Genomic DNA, 15,064 nt, shown 5'->3' on the forward strand with positions numbered 1-15,064 from the left:
GCCGAGAGACCGACGATGACGATCCGTACCGACTGGTGGCCTTATCCGCGCGTCGTCGCCCATCGCGGCGGCGGCACGCTCGCGCCGGAGAACACGCTCGCCGCGCTCGACGAGGGCGCGCGCCGTGGCCACCGGATGGTCGAGTTCGACGCGAAGCTGTCGGCCGACGACGTGACGTTCCTGCTGCACGACGACACGGTCGACCGCACGTCGAACGGTCACGGCGCGGCGGCGGATATGCGTTATGACGCGCTGGCCGCGCTCGATGCGGGCGCGTGGCGCGACGCGCGCTTCGCGGGCGAGCGGATGCCGACGCTCGAGGCGGCGGCGGCGCGCTGCCTCGCCCACGGGCTGGCCGCGAATGTCGAGATCAAGCCGTGCCCGGGGCGCGAGCGCGAGACGGGGCAGCGCGTGGCGGCCGACGCGGCCGCGTACTGGCGTGATGCCGCGGTTCCGCCGCTCCTGTCGTCGTTCTCGTTCGATGCGCTGCAACAGGCACGCGCGACGGCGCCTGCGCTGCCGCGCGGAATGCTCTACGAGGCCGTGCCGGACGACTGGCATGCGCAGGTCGTCGGCGCGCTCGGCTGCGTTTCGTTGCATGCAGACCACACCCAGCTCGACGCACCGCTCGTGCGCGCGATCAAGGCGGCCGGGCTGCGCATCCTGGTTTACACGGTAAACGACCTCGAACGGGCACGCGAACTCGCCCGCTGGGGCGTCGACGCGGTCTGCACGGACCGGATCGACCTGATCGGGCCGGCAGCGCTGGACGACATCGCCATCCCCTGACGGCGCGACAACGGCTGGCGAAACCGGCGTCAGGAACGTGCCTGATGCGAAAAAACGACGCCCCGACGGGATTCCCGCCGGGGCGTTTCGCATCGTGGAGACGTTACGTCACGAAAAATCCGCTACAAATTGCAGCAGGATTAACCATTCCCCAAATATTCGACTACGCTTAGAAGCGGTAGCCGAGGTTCAGGTACGTGACGATCGGGTTCAGCGAGATCTTCGCTTTCGACGTTTCGGTCAGGGTGCCGACCGGCGTCCGGCGGGCCGTCGTGAAGGTCGCGGTCACGCTGACAGGGATGTACGAGAGCGACAGCCCCGCGAACCAGTGCTTCGTGAAGTTGTACGTGAAGCCGGCGTTGAAGACGGGCGCCCACTGGTTGCTGGTCGTCGCGCTGGTCGGGCCGCCGAGCACGCCGTTCTCGAACGTGCCGTTGGTGATCTTCGCGCCGGTGAACCAGACATAGGTCGCGCCGACACCGACATACGGACGGAACTTCGCATTGGCGTCGTTGAAGTGGTAGCGCAGCAAGACGGCGGGGCTCCACTGGTACGCGCGGCCGAGTACGCCGAATCTATCGAACTGACCCTTGCCGGTAATGTCGAACTTCGGCGGTATCCCCATCACGAGCTCGGTGGAGATATGGTCGGTGACGAAGTAGCCCGCCGCGAGCCCCAGCGTGTCGGCGTCGTTGATGCCCGCGCCGGTGTTGGGAATGGATTGGTTGATGGGCGTGCCGCCTACGCGGTAGACGAACAGCGGGTCGCTGCTGTCCTGCGGCGAAAGGTGCAGCCAGCCGGTGCTGACGTAGAAATCACCTGCGGATTGTGCATGTGCCGTACCGCCCGCGAAAGCGAATGCGAGCGCTGCGGCCCCCGTAATGGCCAGTTTTCGTTTCATTGTGTCTCCTCCGATCAAAGGCGTGCTCATTATGACGACTGCGTTTAAAACCAAACAAGCTCGTAAGTTAGAGTTTTCTCCCTAGGTTTCGTACGACCGTACGCTTTCGCGCCCCGCGGGGACAGGCATTCTACGCAGGTGCGCACTTTCGGACCCCCGGGTATTTCCTAACGCGTTCAAACGGACATTCAGCATGGCACGGTTAGCACGACTCTACGTTCCCGACCAGCCGCAGCACGTGATACTGCGCGGCCTGGATCAGCAACCCGCGTTCGTCGACGACCAGGACTACGAACTCTTCATCGATTGCCTGAAGGCCGCCGCGCGCGATCATCACCTGTCGGTGCACGCCTATGTGCTGCTGCCGCGCCAGGTGCAACTGCTCGTGACGCCGAGCGACGAAGCGAGCCTGCCGAAAGCGATGCAGGCAGTCGGTCGCCGCTACGTCGCGCATTTCAACCGGCGCTATTCGCGGCGCGGCACCCTGTGGGAAGGCCGCTATCGCGCGACCGTGATCGAAGGCGAGCGCTATTTCCTGCTCGCGAGCCGCGTGGTCGAGATGAGCCCGGTGCGCGCGCAGCTCGTCGCGACGCCCGAGGCCTATCGCTGGTCGAGCTACCGGCACCACGTCGGGCTCACCGTCGACAGCCTGATCACCGACCATCCGCTCTACTGGGCGCTCGGCAATACGCCGTTCGACCGCCAGCGCGCGTACAAGGAGCTGTGCGAGCAGCCGCTCGACGAGCGCCAGGCCGACCAGCTGCAGCAGGCGACGTTGAAGGGCTGGGTGCTCGGCGGCGAGAATTATCGCGAGTGGGCGGCGCGTACCGCGAACCGGCGCGTGTCGCCGCTGCCGCGCGGACGCCCCAGAAAGGTGCGTGAAAACACGCCGCCGATCCAGCAGTAACGCAGGAATGGCGGTTCAGGAGGCGGCGCTGCGGGTGCCGCTTCTTTTTGCACCAAAACGATACGTCCCCAATAAAACGGCACCAGATCGAGGCATCCATTTTATTGGGGCTCGATCAAGCGGTTTTTGTTGCTATTCCTTTGATTCGTCGCGTATATTCCGAATTCCGGTGGCCCGGGCGAAGCATGCCCATCCACGGTCGGCCGTGCCGTCTCCCGTTGGGAGCGGGATCGACGGCAACAAGAAAATGGTTCAACGGCCTCCAGGCCCCCTTTACGACGGTGTCCCCATGAACGACCACCAGCAGCCGCTCGCCGCGGTGCCCGCCGCACAAGGTCTGTATGACCCGCAAAACGAACACGACGCCTGTGGCGTCGGCTTCGTCGCTCACATCAAGGGCAAGAAGAGCCACGAGATCATTCAGCAGGGTCTGAAGATCCTCGAGAACCTCGATCACCGTGGCGCGGTCGGCGCCGATCCGCTGATGGGCGACGGCGCGGGCATCCTGATCCAGATTCCGGACGCGTTCTATCGCGAGGAAATGGCGAAGCAGGGCGTGAACCTGCCGCCGGCCGGCGAATATGGGGTCGGCATGATCTTCCTGCCGAAGGAAAACGCATCACGTCTCGCGTGCGAGCAGGAGCTCGAGCGGACGGTGAAGGCCGAAGGCCAGGTCGTGCTCGGCTGGCGCGACGTGCCGGTCGATCATGCGATGCCGATTTCGCCGACGGTCAAGGCGAGCGAGCCGCTGATCCGCCAGATCTTCATCGGCCGCGGCAAGGACATCATGGTGACGGACGCGCTCGAGCGGAAGCTGTACGTGATCCGCAAGACGGCGAGCCACCGCATCCAGGCGCTGAAGCTCAAGCACGGCAAGGAATACTTCGTGCCGTCGATGTCGGCGCGCACGATCGTCTATAAGGGGCTGCTGCTCGCGGGCCAGGTCGGCGTGTATTACCGCGACCTGCAGGACGCGCGTGTCGTGTCGGCGCTCGCGCTCGTGCACCAGCGCTTCTCGACCAACACGTTCCCGGCGTGGGAGCTGGCTCACCCGTACCGGATGATCGCGCACAACGGCGAGATCAACACCGTGAAGGGCAACGTGAACTGGCTGAACGCGCGTACCGGCGCGATCGCGTCGCACGTGCTCGCCGACGATCTGCCGAAGCTGTGGCCGCTGATCTATCCGGGCCAGTCGGATACCGCGTCGTTCGACAACTGTCTCGAGCTGCTGGTGATGGCCGGCTACCCGCTCGTGCACGCGGTGATGATGATGATCCCGGAAGCGTGGGAACAGCACACGCTGATGGACGAGAACCGCCGCGCGTTCTACGAATACCACGCCGCGATGATGGAGCCGTGGGACGGCCCGGCCGCGATCGCGTTCACCGACGGCCGCCAGATCGGCGCGACGCTCGACCGTAACGGCCTGCGTCCGGCGCGCTACATCGTCACCGACGACGACCTCGTCATCATGGCGTCGGAAGCCGGCACGCTGCCGATCCCCGAATCGAAGATCGTCAAGAAGTGGCGCCTGCAGCCGGGCAAGATGTTCCTGATCGACATGGAACACGGTCGCATCATCGACGACAAGGAACTGAAGGACAACCTCGCGAACGCGAAGCCGTACAAGAGCTGGATCGACGCCGTGCGCATCAAGCTCGACGAGATCGAGCCGAAGGCCGAGGAAGTCGCGGCCGGCCGCACGCAGGGCGCCGCGCTGCTCGACCGCCAGCAGGCGTTCGGCTATACGCAGGAAGACCTCAAGTTCCTGATGGCGCCGATGGCGCAGCAGGGTGAGGAAGCCGTCGGTTCGATGGGCAACGACTCGCCGCTCGCGGTGATGTCGAACAAGAACAAGACGCTCTATCACTACTTCAAGCAGCTGTTCGCGCAGGTCACGAACCCGCCGATCGACCCGATCCGCGAGAACATGGTCATGTCGCTCGTGTCGTTCATCGGCCCGAAGCCGAACCTGCTCGACACGAACAACATCAACCCGCCGATGCGTCTCGAAGTGTCGCAGCCGGTGCTCGACTTCAAGGACATCGCGAAGATCCGCGCGATCGACCAGTACACGGGCGGCAAGTTCAGCGCGTACGAGCTGAACATCTGCTACCCGGTCGCCTGGGGCAAGGAAGGCATCGAGGCGCGCCTCGCGTCGCTGTGCGCGGAAGCCGTCGACGCGGTGAAGTCGGGTTACAACATGCTGATCGTGTCGGACCGCAAGACGGACGCCGAGCATGTCGCGATTCCGGCGCTGCTCGCCACGTCGGCGATCCACTCGCACCTCGTCCAGCAGGGGCTGCGCACGAGCACGGGCCTCGTCGTCGAGACGGGCTCCGCACGTGAGACGCACCACTTCGCGCTGCTCGCGGGCTACGGCGCGGAAGCCGTGCACCCGTACCTCGCGATGGAAACGCTCGCGAAGATGGCCGAAGGGCTGCCGGGCGACCTGTCGCCGGAGAAGGCTGTCTACAACTTCACGAAGGCAGTCGGCAAGGGCCTGCAGAAGGTGATGTCGAAGATGGGCATCTCGACGTACATGTCGTACACGGGCGCGCAGATCTTCGAAGCGCTCGGCCTGTCGAGCGACCTGGTCGAGAAGTACTTCAAGGGTACCGCATCGAAGGTCGGCGGCATCGGCCTGTTCGAAGTCGCGGAAGAGGCGATCCGCCTGCACCGCGACGCGTTCGGCGACAGCCCGGTCCTGCGCGACATGCTCGACGCGGGCGGCGAGTACGCGTACCGCGTGCGTGGCGAAGACCACATGTGGACGCCGGATTCGATCGCGAAGCTGCAGCACGCGACGCGCAGCAACTCGTACCAGACGTACAAGGAATACGCGCACCTGATCAATGACCAGACCAAGCGTCACATGACGTTCCGCGGCCTGTTCGAGTTCAAGGTCGAGCCGACCAAGGCGATCCCGATCGACGACGTCGAGCCGGCGAAGGACATCGTCAAGCGCTTCGCGACGGGCGCGATGTCGCTCGGTTCGATCAGCACGGAAGCGCACGCAACGCTTGCGATCGCGATGAACCGGATCGGCGGCAAGTCGAACACCGGCGAAGGCGGCGAGGACGAGAAGCGCTACCGCAACGAACTGCGCGGCATTCCGATCAAGTCGGGCGAGACGCTGAAGTCGGTGATCGGCGATGAAATCGTCAGCGACATTCCGCTGAAGGACGGCGATTCGCTGCGCTCGAAGATCAAGCAGGTCGCGTCGGGCCGCTTCGGCGTCACCGCCGAGTACCTCGCGTCGGCCGACCAGATCCAGATCAAGATGGCGCAGGGCGCGAAGCCGGGCGAAGGCGGCCAGCTGCCGGGCCACAAGGTGTCCGAATACATCGGCAAGCTGCGTTACTCGGTGCCGGGCGTCGGCCTGATCTCGCCGCCGCCGCACCACGACATCTATTCGATCGAGGATCTGGCGCAGCTGATCCACGACCTGAAGAACGTGAACCCGAGCGCGAGCATCTCCGTGAAGCTCGTGTCGGAAGTGGGCGTCGGCACGGTTGCGGCCGGTGTCGCGAAGGCGAAGGCCGACCACGTCGTGATCGCCGGCCATGACGGCGGCACGGGTGCGTCGCCGCTGTCGTCGGTCAAGCATGCGGGCACGCCGTGGGAACTCGGCCTGGCCGAAACGCAGCAGACGCTGGTGCTGAACCGCCTGCGCGGCCGTATCCGCGTGCAGGCCGACGGCCAGATGAAGACGGGCCGCGACGTCGTGATCGGCGCGCTGCTCGGCGCGGACGAATTCGGCTTCGCGACGGCGCCGCTCGTCGTCGAAGGTTGCATCATGATGCGCAAGTGCCACCTGAACACGTGCCCGGTCGGCGTCGCGACGCAGGATCCGGTGCTGCGTGCGAAGTTCAAGGGCCAGCCCGAGCACGTCGTGAACTACTTCTTCTTCGTCGCCGAGGAAGTGCGCGAGATCATGGCGCAGCTCGGCGTCGCGAAGTTCGACGACCTGATCGGCCGCGCCGACCTGCTCGACACCCGCAAGGGCATCGAGCACTGGAAGGCGAAGGGCCTCGACTTCTCGCGCGTGTTCTACCAGCCGGAAGAATGCGAGGACGTCGCGCCGCGTCACGTCGACGTGCAGGATCACGGCCTCGAGCGCGCGCTCGACCACGTGCTGATCGAGAAGGCGAAGGCCGCGATCGAGAACGGCGAGCATGTGTCGTTCATCCAGCCGGTGCGCAACGTGAACCGGACGGTCGGCGCGATGCTGTCGGGCGTGATCGCGAAGAAGCACGGCCACGACGGCCTGGCCGACGACGCGGTGCACATCCAGCTGAAGGGCACGGCCGGCCAGAGCTTCGGCGCGTTCCTCGCGAAGGGCGTGACGCTCGACCTCGTCGGCGACGGCAACGACTACGTCGGCAAGGGGCTGTCGGGCGGCCGGATCATCATCCGCCCGACCAACGACTTCCGCGGCAAGTCCGAGGAAAACATCATCTGCGGCAACACGGTGATGTACGGCGCGATCGAAGGCGAATCGTTCTTCCGCGGCGTGGCGGGCGAGCGCTTCTGCGTGCGCAACTCGGGTGCGACGGCGGTCGTCGAAGGCACGGGCGACCACGGTTGCGAATACATGACGGGCGGCACGGTCGTCGTGCTCGGCGAGACCGGGCGCAACTTCGCGGCCGGCATGTCGGGCGGTCTCGCATACATCTACGATCCGGAAGGCACGTTCGCGGCGAAGTGCAACAAGTCGATGGTCGCGCTCGAGCCGGTGCTGCAGCAGGCCGAGCAGGAGCGCACGGTCGACCGCGCGCTCTGGCACGAAGGCACGACGGACGAAGCGCTGCTCAAGGGGCTCGTCGAGCGTCATTTCCAGTTCACGGGTTCGCCGCGCGCGAAGTCGCTGCTGGAAAACTGGGACGCGGCGCGCCGCCAGTTCGTGAAGGTGTTCCCGCACGAATACAAGCGCGCGCTGGGCGAGATCGGTGCGAAGAAGGCGGCGAAGGAAGAGCTGGCCGCCTGAGCGACGAACGACATAGCGAATGCCGCGCGCGCATGATTGCCGCGCGCGGCTCCCCCACCCGATACACCGAACAGAAGAGCACCTTATGGGCAAGGCAACCGGTTTTCTGGAGTTCGAACGCCGCCACGAGGCGTACGAAGCACCGCTCACGCGCGTGAAGCACTACAAGGAATTCGTCGCGGCACTGACCGACGCGGACGCAAAGGTCCAAGGCGCGCGCTGCATGGATTGCGGCATCCCGTTCTGCAACAACGGCTGCCCGGTCAACAACATCATTCCGGACTTCAACGATCTCGTTTACCGCCAGGACTGGCAGCAGGCGATCGAAGTCCTGCACTCGACCAACAACTTCCCGGAATTCACGGGCCGCATCTGCCCGGCGCCGTGCGAAGCCGCGTGCACGCTCGGTATCAACGACGATCCGGTCGGTATCAAGTCGATCGAGCACGCGATCATCGACAAGGCCTGGGCGGAAGGCTGGGTGAAGCCGCTGCCGGCCGAGCACAAGACCGGCAAGAAGGTCGCGGTCGTCGGTTCGGGCCCCGCGGGCCTCGCCGCCGCGCAGCAGCTCGCACGCGCGGGCCACGACGTGACGGTGTTCGAGAAGAACGACCGCGTCGGCGGCCTGCTGCGTTACGGGATCCCCGATTTCAAGCTCGAGAAGTGGCTGATCGACCGCCGCATGCGCCAGATGGAAGCGGAAGGCGTGACGTTCCGCACCAGCGTGTTCATCGGCAAGGATCCGCTGCCCGAGTCGATCGGCAGCCTGGCAAAGGAAACCATCTCGCCGGACACGCTGAAGGAAGAATTCGACGCGGTCGTGATCGCGGGTGGTTCGGAAACGCCGCGTGACCTGCCGGTGCCGGGCCGCGAACTCGCGGGCGTGCATTTCGCGATGGACTTCCTGCCGCAGCAGAACCGCGTGAACGCGGGCGACAAGCTCGTCGACCAGCTGCTCGCGAAGGGCAAGCACGTGATCGTGATCGGTGGTGGCGACACGGGTTCGGACTGCGTCGGCACGTCGAACCGTCACGGCGCGAAGCAGGTCACGCAGTTCGAGCTGCTGCCGCAGCCGCCGGAAGAGGAAAACAAGCCGCTCGTGTGGCCGTACTGGCCGATCAAGCTGCGCACGTCGTCGTCGCACGAGGAAGGTTGCGAGCGCGACTGGGCGGTCGCGACGAAGCGTCTCGAAGGCAAGAACGGCAAGGTCGAGAAGCTGATCGCGGTGCGCGTCGAGTGGAAGGACGGCAAGATGCAGGAAGTGCCGGGCTCCGAGTTCGAAATGAAGGCCGACCTCGTGCTGCTCGCGATGGGCTTCACGCAGCCGGCAGCCCCCGTGCTCGAGGCATTCGGCGTCGCGAAGGATGCGCGCGGCAATGCGCGTGCGGCGACCGAAGGCGATCGTTCGTACTACACGTCGGTCGACAAGGTGTTCGCGGCGGGCGACATGCGCCGCGGCCAGTCGCTCGTGGTGTGGGCGATCCGCGAAGGTCGCCAGTGCGCACGCTCGGTCGATGCGTACCTGATGGGGCATTCGAACCTGCCGCGATAAGCGTAGGTCGGTAGCCGTCGTGGAAACCGGGCGTCCGAAAGGGCGCCCGGTTTTTTTCATTTCTGAAGCAGCGGAGGCTTGCGAGCTTGTCCGGCTGGGGCAACCGACTGCCCGTAGCTCGCAAGTTGCTCGTTGCAATCGATCATCGCGGTGTATTGGGTTTCGTCCACGCGCAGCGGGAATTCCCACACACCTAGCTTCCATGCGTGATACTGCGGCGCACCGTCGAACCGGACGCTGTCTGGCGGTATTCCGTGCTCATCGAGAAGACGGATCAGGACTTTTTTCCGTAGTGCATCGAGAGACATATCGGGGCAACTGCCTTCCGTTCTCTCATACCGGGAAGTCGCGACAACGATGAACAGGAGCGTATAGGCGCAGATCACTGCGGTAACTAGCCAAAGAACTAGCCAGAGAACTCTGCGCATGGCTCTGGAAATCATGACGTGCTCGATGTGGACGTAAGCAAACATGCGGGGTTGTCCCGGGCAGCCAATTGACTGGATCTGCCCGGGAGCATGCTAGCGAGGTGGTCGCATCAGTCCACCGAGTGATGGCCTATGGACTGCCTCAGGGGGGCGTGTGCCTGCGTTCTTGACCGGTCGTTGGCCTGAAAACGAGAGGCTCTTTTCACCGAAAAAATTAATTTGATAGTCCTTGTGTCCCAAGATGGCTCCGAGCTTGGCTAGAAACGTAGTCGCAGTCTCCTGCAGGAACGGCCGGTTGGAAGGGTCTGCATCGAACTTGTCGGGATTGAGCGAGTAGTAACCGTCAAACCTGTATGTATCGTCTTCAAGCATCACAAGCGTGCCACGTATCCTGCCGGATACTCGCCCAAAGACCGAGGCGCTCCAGAGATCTTGTGTTCCGTGACTGAATATGTTGGTGCTGAAAGCAGTGTCGAACGAGTAAGTGCCAGGGCCATACCCGGGATTTTCAATGGCCTTCGTTATTTCTCTGAAATCGGCGACGCCCATTTTCAAGTTGAGCGATTCAATGTTGACCGTTCGTTGGGTTCCATCGCCGTGTATCCAGTGATTGATTGCTTCGACGAACATCAATGGATTGCCGTACGATGCGAATGTGCTCGTTGGAGGGATGCCATGTGACTGACCAACGTATATGCCAAATAGCGCGGTGATGTTGGCATATTGTCCCGGGTCGAAATTGAATCCGTATTGGTTGGCGCCTGGCAAATATTTGTAGCCGCCGATGGCCAGCCACGGGGTGAAGCCGCCCACTAGCGTTAATTGATTGCGCCAGAATGCTGTGTCATTTCCGCCGAAGATCTCGAGATGTTTGAGAAACATCTTGGTGGCCATGACCATGTTTCCCATGTTTGCAAAAAGCAACATGAAATTCGATGTGCAGTACTGATTGAAGCAAACGGAAGGAGCCGGAATTCCGGCTCCAGGGCTGGCACCGGGAATTTCGTTTGCCTTGATACCGAAATCGCCAAAATTGAAATCCGGCGGCTTCGGCGCTGTGATCGTGATAGGTGGAAGAGTATTGTTCTGAGCCATGGCCGTCGTGTGCTTCAGCAGCGCGCCGATCGGGAGTGCCGTCGACGCAACCAGAAAACGTCGTCGCATCAAAGGCTGTTGTTCTTCTTCGGAAGAGTGGTTTATCTGTTTCAAAGGATTACGCGTCGTCATTTCATACCCCGTGCAGTGATGATTGAATGATTGATTCGCATGCCTGAGAGTGAGACGGTTGTGTTTTTCCGTGAGACTTGCAAGGAATTTGTTCGGAATGTGTCCGCGACAGCGTCATCTGGAAGGATTCTGAGAGGCGATTTCAAAGGAAATTTTCGAGCGCACGTAATCGTGCCTCCTGTCTTGGTATTCACCGGGCATGGCCTCTGGATGCGGGAATGCCGAAGATTCATGGTCGGTGGGTCGATTGACCGCCACTGCATAACCTTCGGACAAGAGTCGAGAAAGATCGAAACGCGGAAGCGCTTTCTCTGCATGTTCTGTCGGCGCAGTAATGTGTCCAACAGTTACGGGTTGTCTAAGGCGAAGGGGGCTGCATCGGTCGATGCGTATCTGATGGGGCATTCGAACCTGCCGCGATAAGCGTAGGTCGGTAGCCGTCGTGGAAACAGGGTGTCCGAAAGGGCGCCCGGTTTTTTGCACACGCGATTCGGTGATCGTGCGGCGCGCGCCGTGCGTTCCGTATCGAGCGACCGGCTGGCGTTGCGGCGCGTCGGCCACCGCTCCGGACGCGCCACGACACGGTCCCATGTCGCGGCTTCACGATCCTGGCACCCCCGCATTTTCGTTAAGCGTCGCCTAATCTGATCACATCCGGCAGCAATTTCCCGCCATCCCGAACCTTTCGTTTTGTAATAATCCTTGCAAACTGTCATATCATGTCGCCCCTCGGGCCGCATTTGCGGTGACTGCATGTGACTGACCCTATTTACAAGGACTCTGGATGGAAGCACTCGTGCAAGGGCTGATCGACGCCGTCAACGGCGTGTTGTGGAACTACGTGCTGATCGCGCTGCTGCTCGGCGTGGGCCTGTGGTTCACGCTACGGTTCCGGATGATCCAGTTGAAGGCGCTGTTGCTCAGCGTGAAGCTGGTCGGCAGCAAGGGCGAGCCGGGCAGCATCTCGTCGTTCCAGGCGTTCGCGACCGGGCTCGCGAGCCGCGTCGGCACCGGCAACATCGCCGGCGTCGCGGTCGCGCTGACCGTCGGCGGGCCGGGCGCGATCTTCTGGATGTGGATGACGGCGCTGGTCGGGATGTCGTCCGCGTTCGTCGAGGCGACGCTCGCGCAGATCTTCAAGGTGTCGCATCCGGACGGCAGCTATCGCGGCGGCCCCGCGTACTACATCCAGACGGGCCTGCGCTCGCGCGGCTTCGGCGTGCTGTTCTCGCTGTCGCTGATCCTCGCGTTCGGCTTCGTGTTCAATGCGGTGCAGGCCAACGCGATCGCCGATGCGTTCGACACGTCGTTCGGCTGGAGCCGCGCGACGGTCGGTCTCGGGCTCGTGCTGCTGACCGCGCCGATCATCTTCGGCGGGATTCGCCGGATCGCGGCGGTGGCGCAGGTGATCGTGCCGCTGATGGCGATCGGCTACCTCGCGCTGGCGGTCTATGCGGTTGCGACGCATATCGCGCTGGTGCCGGGCGTGATCGCGCTGATCGTGAAGAGCGCGTTCGGTCTCGAGCAGGCGGCGGGCGGCCTGACGGGCTATGCGGTCAGCCAGGCCGTCGCGATGGGCGTGAAGCGCGGGCTGTTCTCGAACGAGGCCGGCATGGGCAGCGCGCCGAATGCGGCGGCAACCGCCAGCACGCGGCATCCGGTCGTGCAGGGGCTGATCCAGATGCTCGGCGTGTTCGTCGACACGATCGTGATCTGCAGCGCGACCGCCTTCGTGATCCTGCTGTCGGGCCAGTACGAACTCGGCACCGGCATGGAAGGCGCGGCGCTCACGCAGCGCTCGATCGCGAGCCACGTCGGCGACTGGGGCGGCATCTACATGGCGTTCGCGATTTTCTTCTTCGCGTACTCGTCGGTGATCGGCAACTACGCGTATGCGGAAGGCAACGTCGAATTCATCACGAAGCGGCGCGGCGTGCTGCCGCTGTTCCGCGTCGCGGTGCTCGCGATGGTGATGTTCGGCAGCGTCGGGCAACTGCCGCTCGTGTGGGCGATGGCCGATACGAGCATGGGGCTGATGGCGATCATCAACCTGATCGCGATCCTCGCGCTCGGCAAGTACGCGCACGCGGCCTGGCGCGACTATCGCCGCCAGCGCGCGGCGGGCGTGGCCGATCCGGTGTTCACGCGCAATACGATCCCGGAACTCGCGAACGTGCTGCCGACCGACGTGTGGGGCGAGCATGGCCCGCTGCCGCAACGTCCGGCCGCGGCTGATCCTGCGCGCGCGCCGCGCGTGGCGGCGAGCGAGTCATGAACGGCGACCGGCTGCGCGTGTTCGTCGCGCTGATGCCCGATGCGGCATCGCGCGACGCGCTGCACGCGTTGCCGGTTACCCGGGGCGCGCGGCGTCCGCTGCCCGCGCAACTGCATGTGACGCTTGCGTTCGTCGGCGCGATCGAGCGGGCGTGCTGCGACGCGCTGGCCGCGTGCCTGCCGGCGCTCGCGGCCGCGCATGCACTGCCGTTGATGCCGGTCGAACGGATCGCGTGGTGGCCGAGCCTGCCGCGCGCGCGGCTGATCGTCGCCGAGCTGGCCGCCGAGCCGGCGTGCGCGGCGTTGAATGTCGCGCTGTCGGCGAAGCTGCGCGAACTCGGCGTGCCGGCCGACCGGCGGCCGTTCCGCCCGCACGTGACGCTCGCGCGGCTGCCGCACGATGCGGTCGGGCAGCCGGCGCACGGCGGTGCGGTGAAGCGGCCGGTCGCGCTGCGGTTCGACGCGCTCGCGCTGTTCGAAAGCCGGTTGTCGCACGAAGGCGTGTCGCATCGGCCGATCGTGTCGGCGCCGATTGCGCGGGCGGACGGCGAGGCGGGCGGCCAGGCGGCGCAGTGAGCGGCTTGTGAGCCGCGTTGCGATTGCCGGCTGCCATGTGTATCGCGTCAGCGCATCGCGTCGACGATATCGGCGGGCCTGCCGGGCCTGCCGGCCCTACCGGGCGTAGCGCTCGAGCGTCAACCCCGACAGATCGATCTCCGGCTCTCGCCCCGTGACGAGATCCGCCACCACCTTCCCCGACCCCATCGACATCGCCCAGCCCGTCGAGCCGTGGCCGACGTTCAGCCAGAGTCCGTCGATCCCGCTCGCGCCCAGCAGCGGCGGCCCGTCGGGCGTCATCGGCCGGCGGCCGACCCAGAAGCGCGCCGACGCCCGATCGGCCGCGTGCGGGAACCAGTCGTCGAGCACCTTCATCAGCGTATCGAGCGCCTGCTGGCGCAGCGCGGCGTGCCAGTTGCCGAGTTCCGCGGTACCCGCGACGCGCAGCGTCGGGCCGAAACGCGTGATCGCCGTCTTCAGCGATTCGTCCATCAGCGCGGCGTGCGGCGATTTTTCGTCGTCGACGACGGCGAGCGTCGCCGAGTAGCCCTTCACCGGATACAGCGGCACGTCGATGCCGTGCGGCCGCAGCAGGCCGGCGCTGTCGACGCCGAGCGCGACGACGATCGCATCGGCGGCGAGCCGCAGGTCGCGGTGCTGGCCGTTGGGGTTCGATGCGCGCGGATTCGGTCCGCCATCCTCGTCGCCGGTGCCGACGATCCGCACGCCGCGCACCCGGCCGGCTTCAACGTCGAGCGCCCGCACTTCCGTGCGAAAGCGGAACGTCACGCCGCAGGCTTCGCACAGTGCCCGCAGTTCGCGCGTGAAGCGTGCACAGTCGCCGGCTTCGTCGTCGGGCAGGTAGATGCCGCCGACGGGCGCCTGCCGCGCCCAGCGCAGGCCCGGTTCGATCGCGGTGCAGCCGGCCGCGTCGAGTTCGCGGAACGCGATGCCCGCGTCGCGCAGCACCTTCAACGCGGGCTGCACCATCTCGACGTCGAACGCGCCGCGCAGCAGTTGCAGGTAGCCGCGGCTCGCGCCGTAGTCGAACGGATGGCTGTCGCGAAACGCGTGCAGGCATGCGCGGCTGTAGTACGCGATGCGCTGCATCCGCTGCTTGTTCACACGGAACCGCTCGAACTCGCATTCGCGCAGCCAGCGCGCGATCCAGCGCCACTGCGCGGCGTCGAGCGTCGGCCGGAAGATCAGCGGCGAAGCGGGCTTGAACAGGTACTTGAGGATCTTGCCCGGCATCCCGGGCGCGGCCCACGGCGTCACGTAGCCGGGGGCGATCACGCCCGCGTTGCCGAGGCTCGTCGCCTGCGCGACATCGGCTTCGCGTTCGATCACGGTGACGTCGCAGCCTGCTTCGCGCAGGTGCCAGGCCGTGGTGACGCCGATCACGCCGGCGCCGAGAACGATCACGTGCATGCGG

General features: G+C 64.9%; 10 protein-coding genes. 6 read left to right on the top strand and 4 right to left on the bottom strand.

Annotation, left to right across the window (positions count from 1 at the left end):
- The first annotated feature begins 15 nt into the window (after positions 1-15).
- Positions 16-789, top strand: coding sequence for a glycerophosphodiester phosphodiesterase (gene ugpQ, locus LGM89_RS33530; protein WP_226275298.1), 774 nt, complete (start codon positions 16-18; stop codon positions 787-789).
- A 169-nt stretch (positions 790-958) separates the two neighbouring features.
- Here the strand turns inward: ugpQ and LGM89_RS33535 are convergent, their stop codons facing one another.
- Positions 959-1,690: an OmpW/AlkL family protein gene (locus LGM89_RS33535; RefSeq protein ID WP_226275299.1), complete on the bottom strand. Its 732-nt coding sequence runs from the start codon at positions 1,688-1,690 to the stop codon at positions 959-961.
- A gap of 193 nt (positions 1,691-1,883) precedes the next feature.
- Between LGM89_RS33535 and LGM89_RS33540 the strand changes: the two genes are divergently transcribed.
- The 3 genes from LGM89_RS33540 (at position 1,884) to LGM89_RS33550 (ending at position 9,142) form a co-directional block, all read left to right on the top strand.
- A complete protein-coding gene (locus tag LGM89_RS33540; protein ID WP_006477151.1) occupies positions 1,884-2,597 on the top strand; it encodes a transposase in 714 nt (237 codons plus the stop codon).
- Between the two features lie 289 nt (positions 2,598-2,886).
- Complete coding sequence (locus LGM89_RS33545; RefSeq protein WP_089424321.1) at positions 2,887-7,590, top strand: glutamate synthase-related protein; 4,704 nt, start codon at positions 2,887-2,889, stop codon at positions 7,588-7,590.
- Between the two features lie 85 nt (positions 7,591-7,675).
- Complete coding sequence (locus LGM89_RS33550; protein WP_226275300.1) at positions 7,676-9,142, top strand: glutamate synthase subunit beta; 1,467 nt, start codon at positions 7,676-7,678, stop codon at positions 9,140-9,142.
- 56 nt (positions 9,143-9,198) lie between these two features.
- On the opposite strand, the gene LGM89_RS33555 is transcribed toward LGM89_RS33550, so the two are convergent.
- Positions 9,199-9,615, bottom strand: a complete 417-nt coding sequence (locus LGM89_RS33555) for a hypothetical protein (protein WP_226275301.1) — start codon at positions 9,613-9,615, stop codon at positions 9,199-9,201.
- A gap of 48 nt (positions 9,616-9,663) precedes the next feature.
- Entirely contained in the window at positions 9,664-10,797 is a 1,134-nt protein-coding gene (locus LGM89_RS33560) for a lipid II-degrading bacteriocin (protein ID WP_226275302.1), read from the bottom strand.
- 784 nt (positions 10,798-11,581) lie between these two features.
- Here LGM89_RS33560 and LGM89_RS33565 point away from each other — a divergent pair.
- Together LGM89_RS33565 and thpR are read left to right on the top strand one after the other, a co-directional pair.
- Positions 11,582-13,072 carry an alanine/glycine:cation symporter family protein gene (locus LGM89_RS33565; RefSeq protein WP_089493962.1) on the top strand — a complete coding sequence of 497 codons (1,491 nt, stop codon included), beginning with the start codon at positions 11,582-11,584 and terminating at the stop codon, positions 13,070-13,072.
- Positions 13,069-13,647 carry an RNA 2',3'-cyclic phosphodiesterase gene (gene thpR, locus LGM89_RS33570; RefSeq protein WP_089493963.1) on the top strand — a complete coding sequence of 193 codons (579 nt, stop codon included), beginning with the start codon at positions 13,069-13,071 and terminating at the stop codon, positions 13,645-13,647. Before LGM89_RS33565 ends, thpR begins: the two co-directional genes overlap by 4 nt.
- A gap of 96 nt (positions 13,648-13,743) precedes the next feature.
- Here thpR and LGM89_RS33575 read toward each other — a convergent pair whose 3' ends face one another.
- Positions 13,744-15,060 carry a D-amino acid dehydrogenase gene (locus LGM89_RS33575; RefSeq protein WP_264172746.1) on the bottom strand — a complete coding sequence of 439 codons (1,317 nt, stop codon included), beginning with the start codon at positions 15,058-15,060 and terminating at the stop codon, positions 13,744-13,746.
- Positions 15,061-15,064: the final 4 nt, after the last annotated feature.

It is taken from the genome of Burkholderia sp. AU31624 (genome assembly GCF_020420065.1).
Lineage (GTDB): Bacteria > Pseudomonadota > Gammaproteobacteria > Burkholderiales > Burkholderiaceae > Burkholderia.

Bases quoted from the DNA above. Each gene is read 5' to 3' on its own strand.
- ugpQ (WP_226275298.1), top strand. From the start codon at position 16: ATGACGATCCGTACCGACTGGTGGCCTTATCCGCGCGTCGTCGCCCAT.
- LGM89_RS33535 (WP_226275299.1), bottom strand. From the start codon at position 1,690: ATGAAACGAAAACTGGCCATTACGGGGGCCGCAGCGCTCGCATTCGCT.
- LGM89_RS33540 (WP_006477151.1), top strand. From the start codon at position 1,884: ATGGCACGGTTAGCACGACTCTACGTTCCCGACCAGCCGCAGCACGTG.
- LGM89_RS33545 (WP_089424321.1), top strand. From the start codon at position 2,887: ATGAACGACCACCAGCAGCCGCTCGCCGCGGTGCCCGCCGCACAAGGT.
- LGM89_RS33550 (WP_226275300.1), top strand. From the start codon at position 7,676: ATGGGCAAGGCAACCGGTTTTCTGGAGTTCGAACGCCGCCACGAGGCG.
- LGM89_RS33555 (WP_226275301.1), bottom strand. From the start codon at position 9,615: ATGTTTGCTTACGTCCACATCGAGCACGTCATGATTTCCAGAGCCATG.
- LGM89_RS33560 (WP_226275302.1), bottom strand. From the start codon at position 10,797: ATGACGACGCGTAATCCTTTGAAACAGATAAACCACTCTTCCGAAGAA.
- LGM89_RS33565 (WP_089493962.1), top strand. From the start codon at position 11,582: ATGGAAGCACTCGTGCAAGGGCTGATCGACGCCGTCAACGGCGTGTTG.
- thpR (WP_089493963.1), top strand. From the start codon at position 13,069: ATGAACGGCGACCGGCTGCGCGTGTTCGTCGCGCTGATGCCCGATGCG.
- LGM89_RS33575 (WP_264172746.1), bottom strand. From the start codon at position 15,060: ATGCACGTGATCGTTCTCGGCGCCGGCGTGATCGGCGTCACCACGGCC.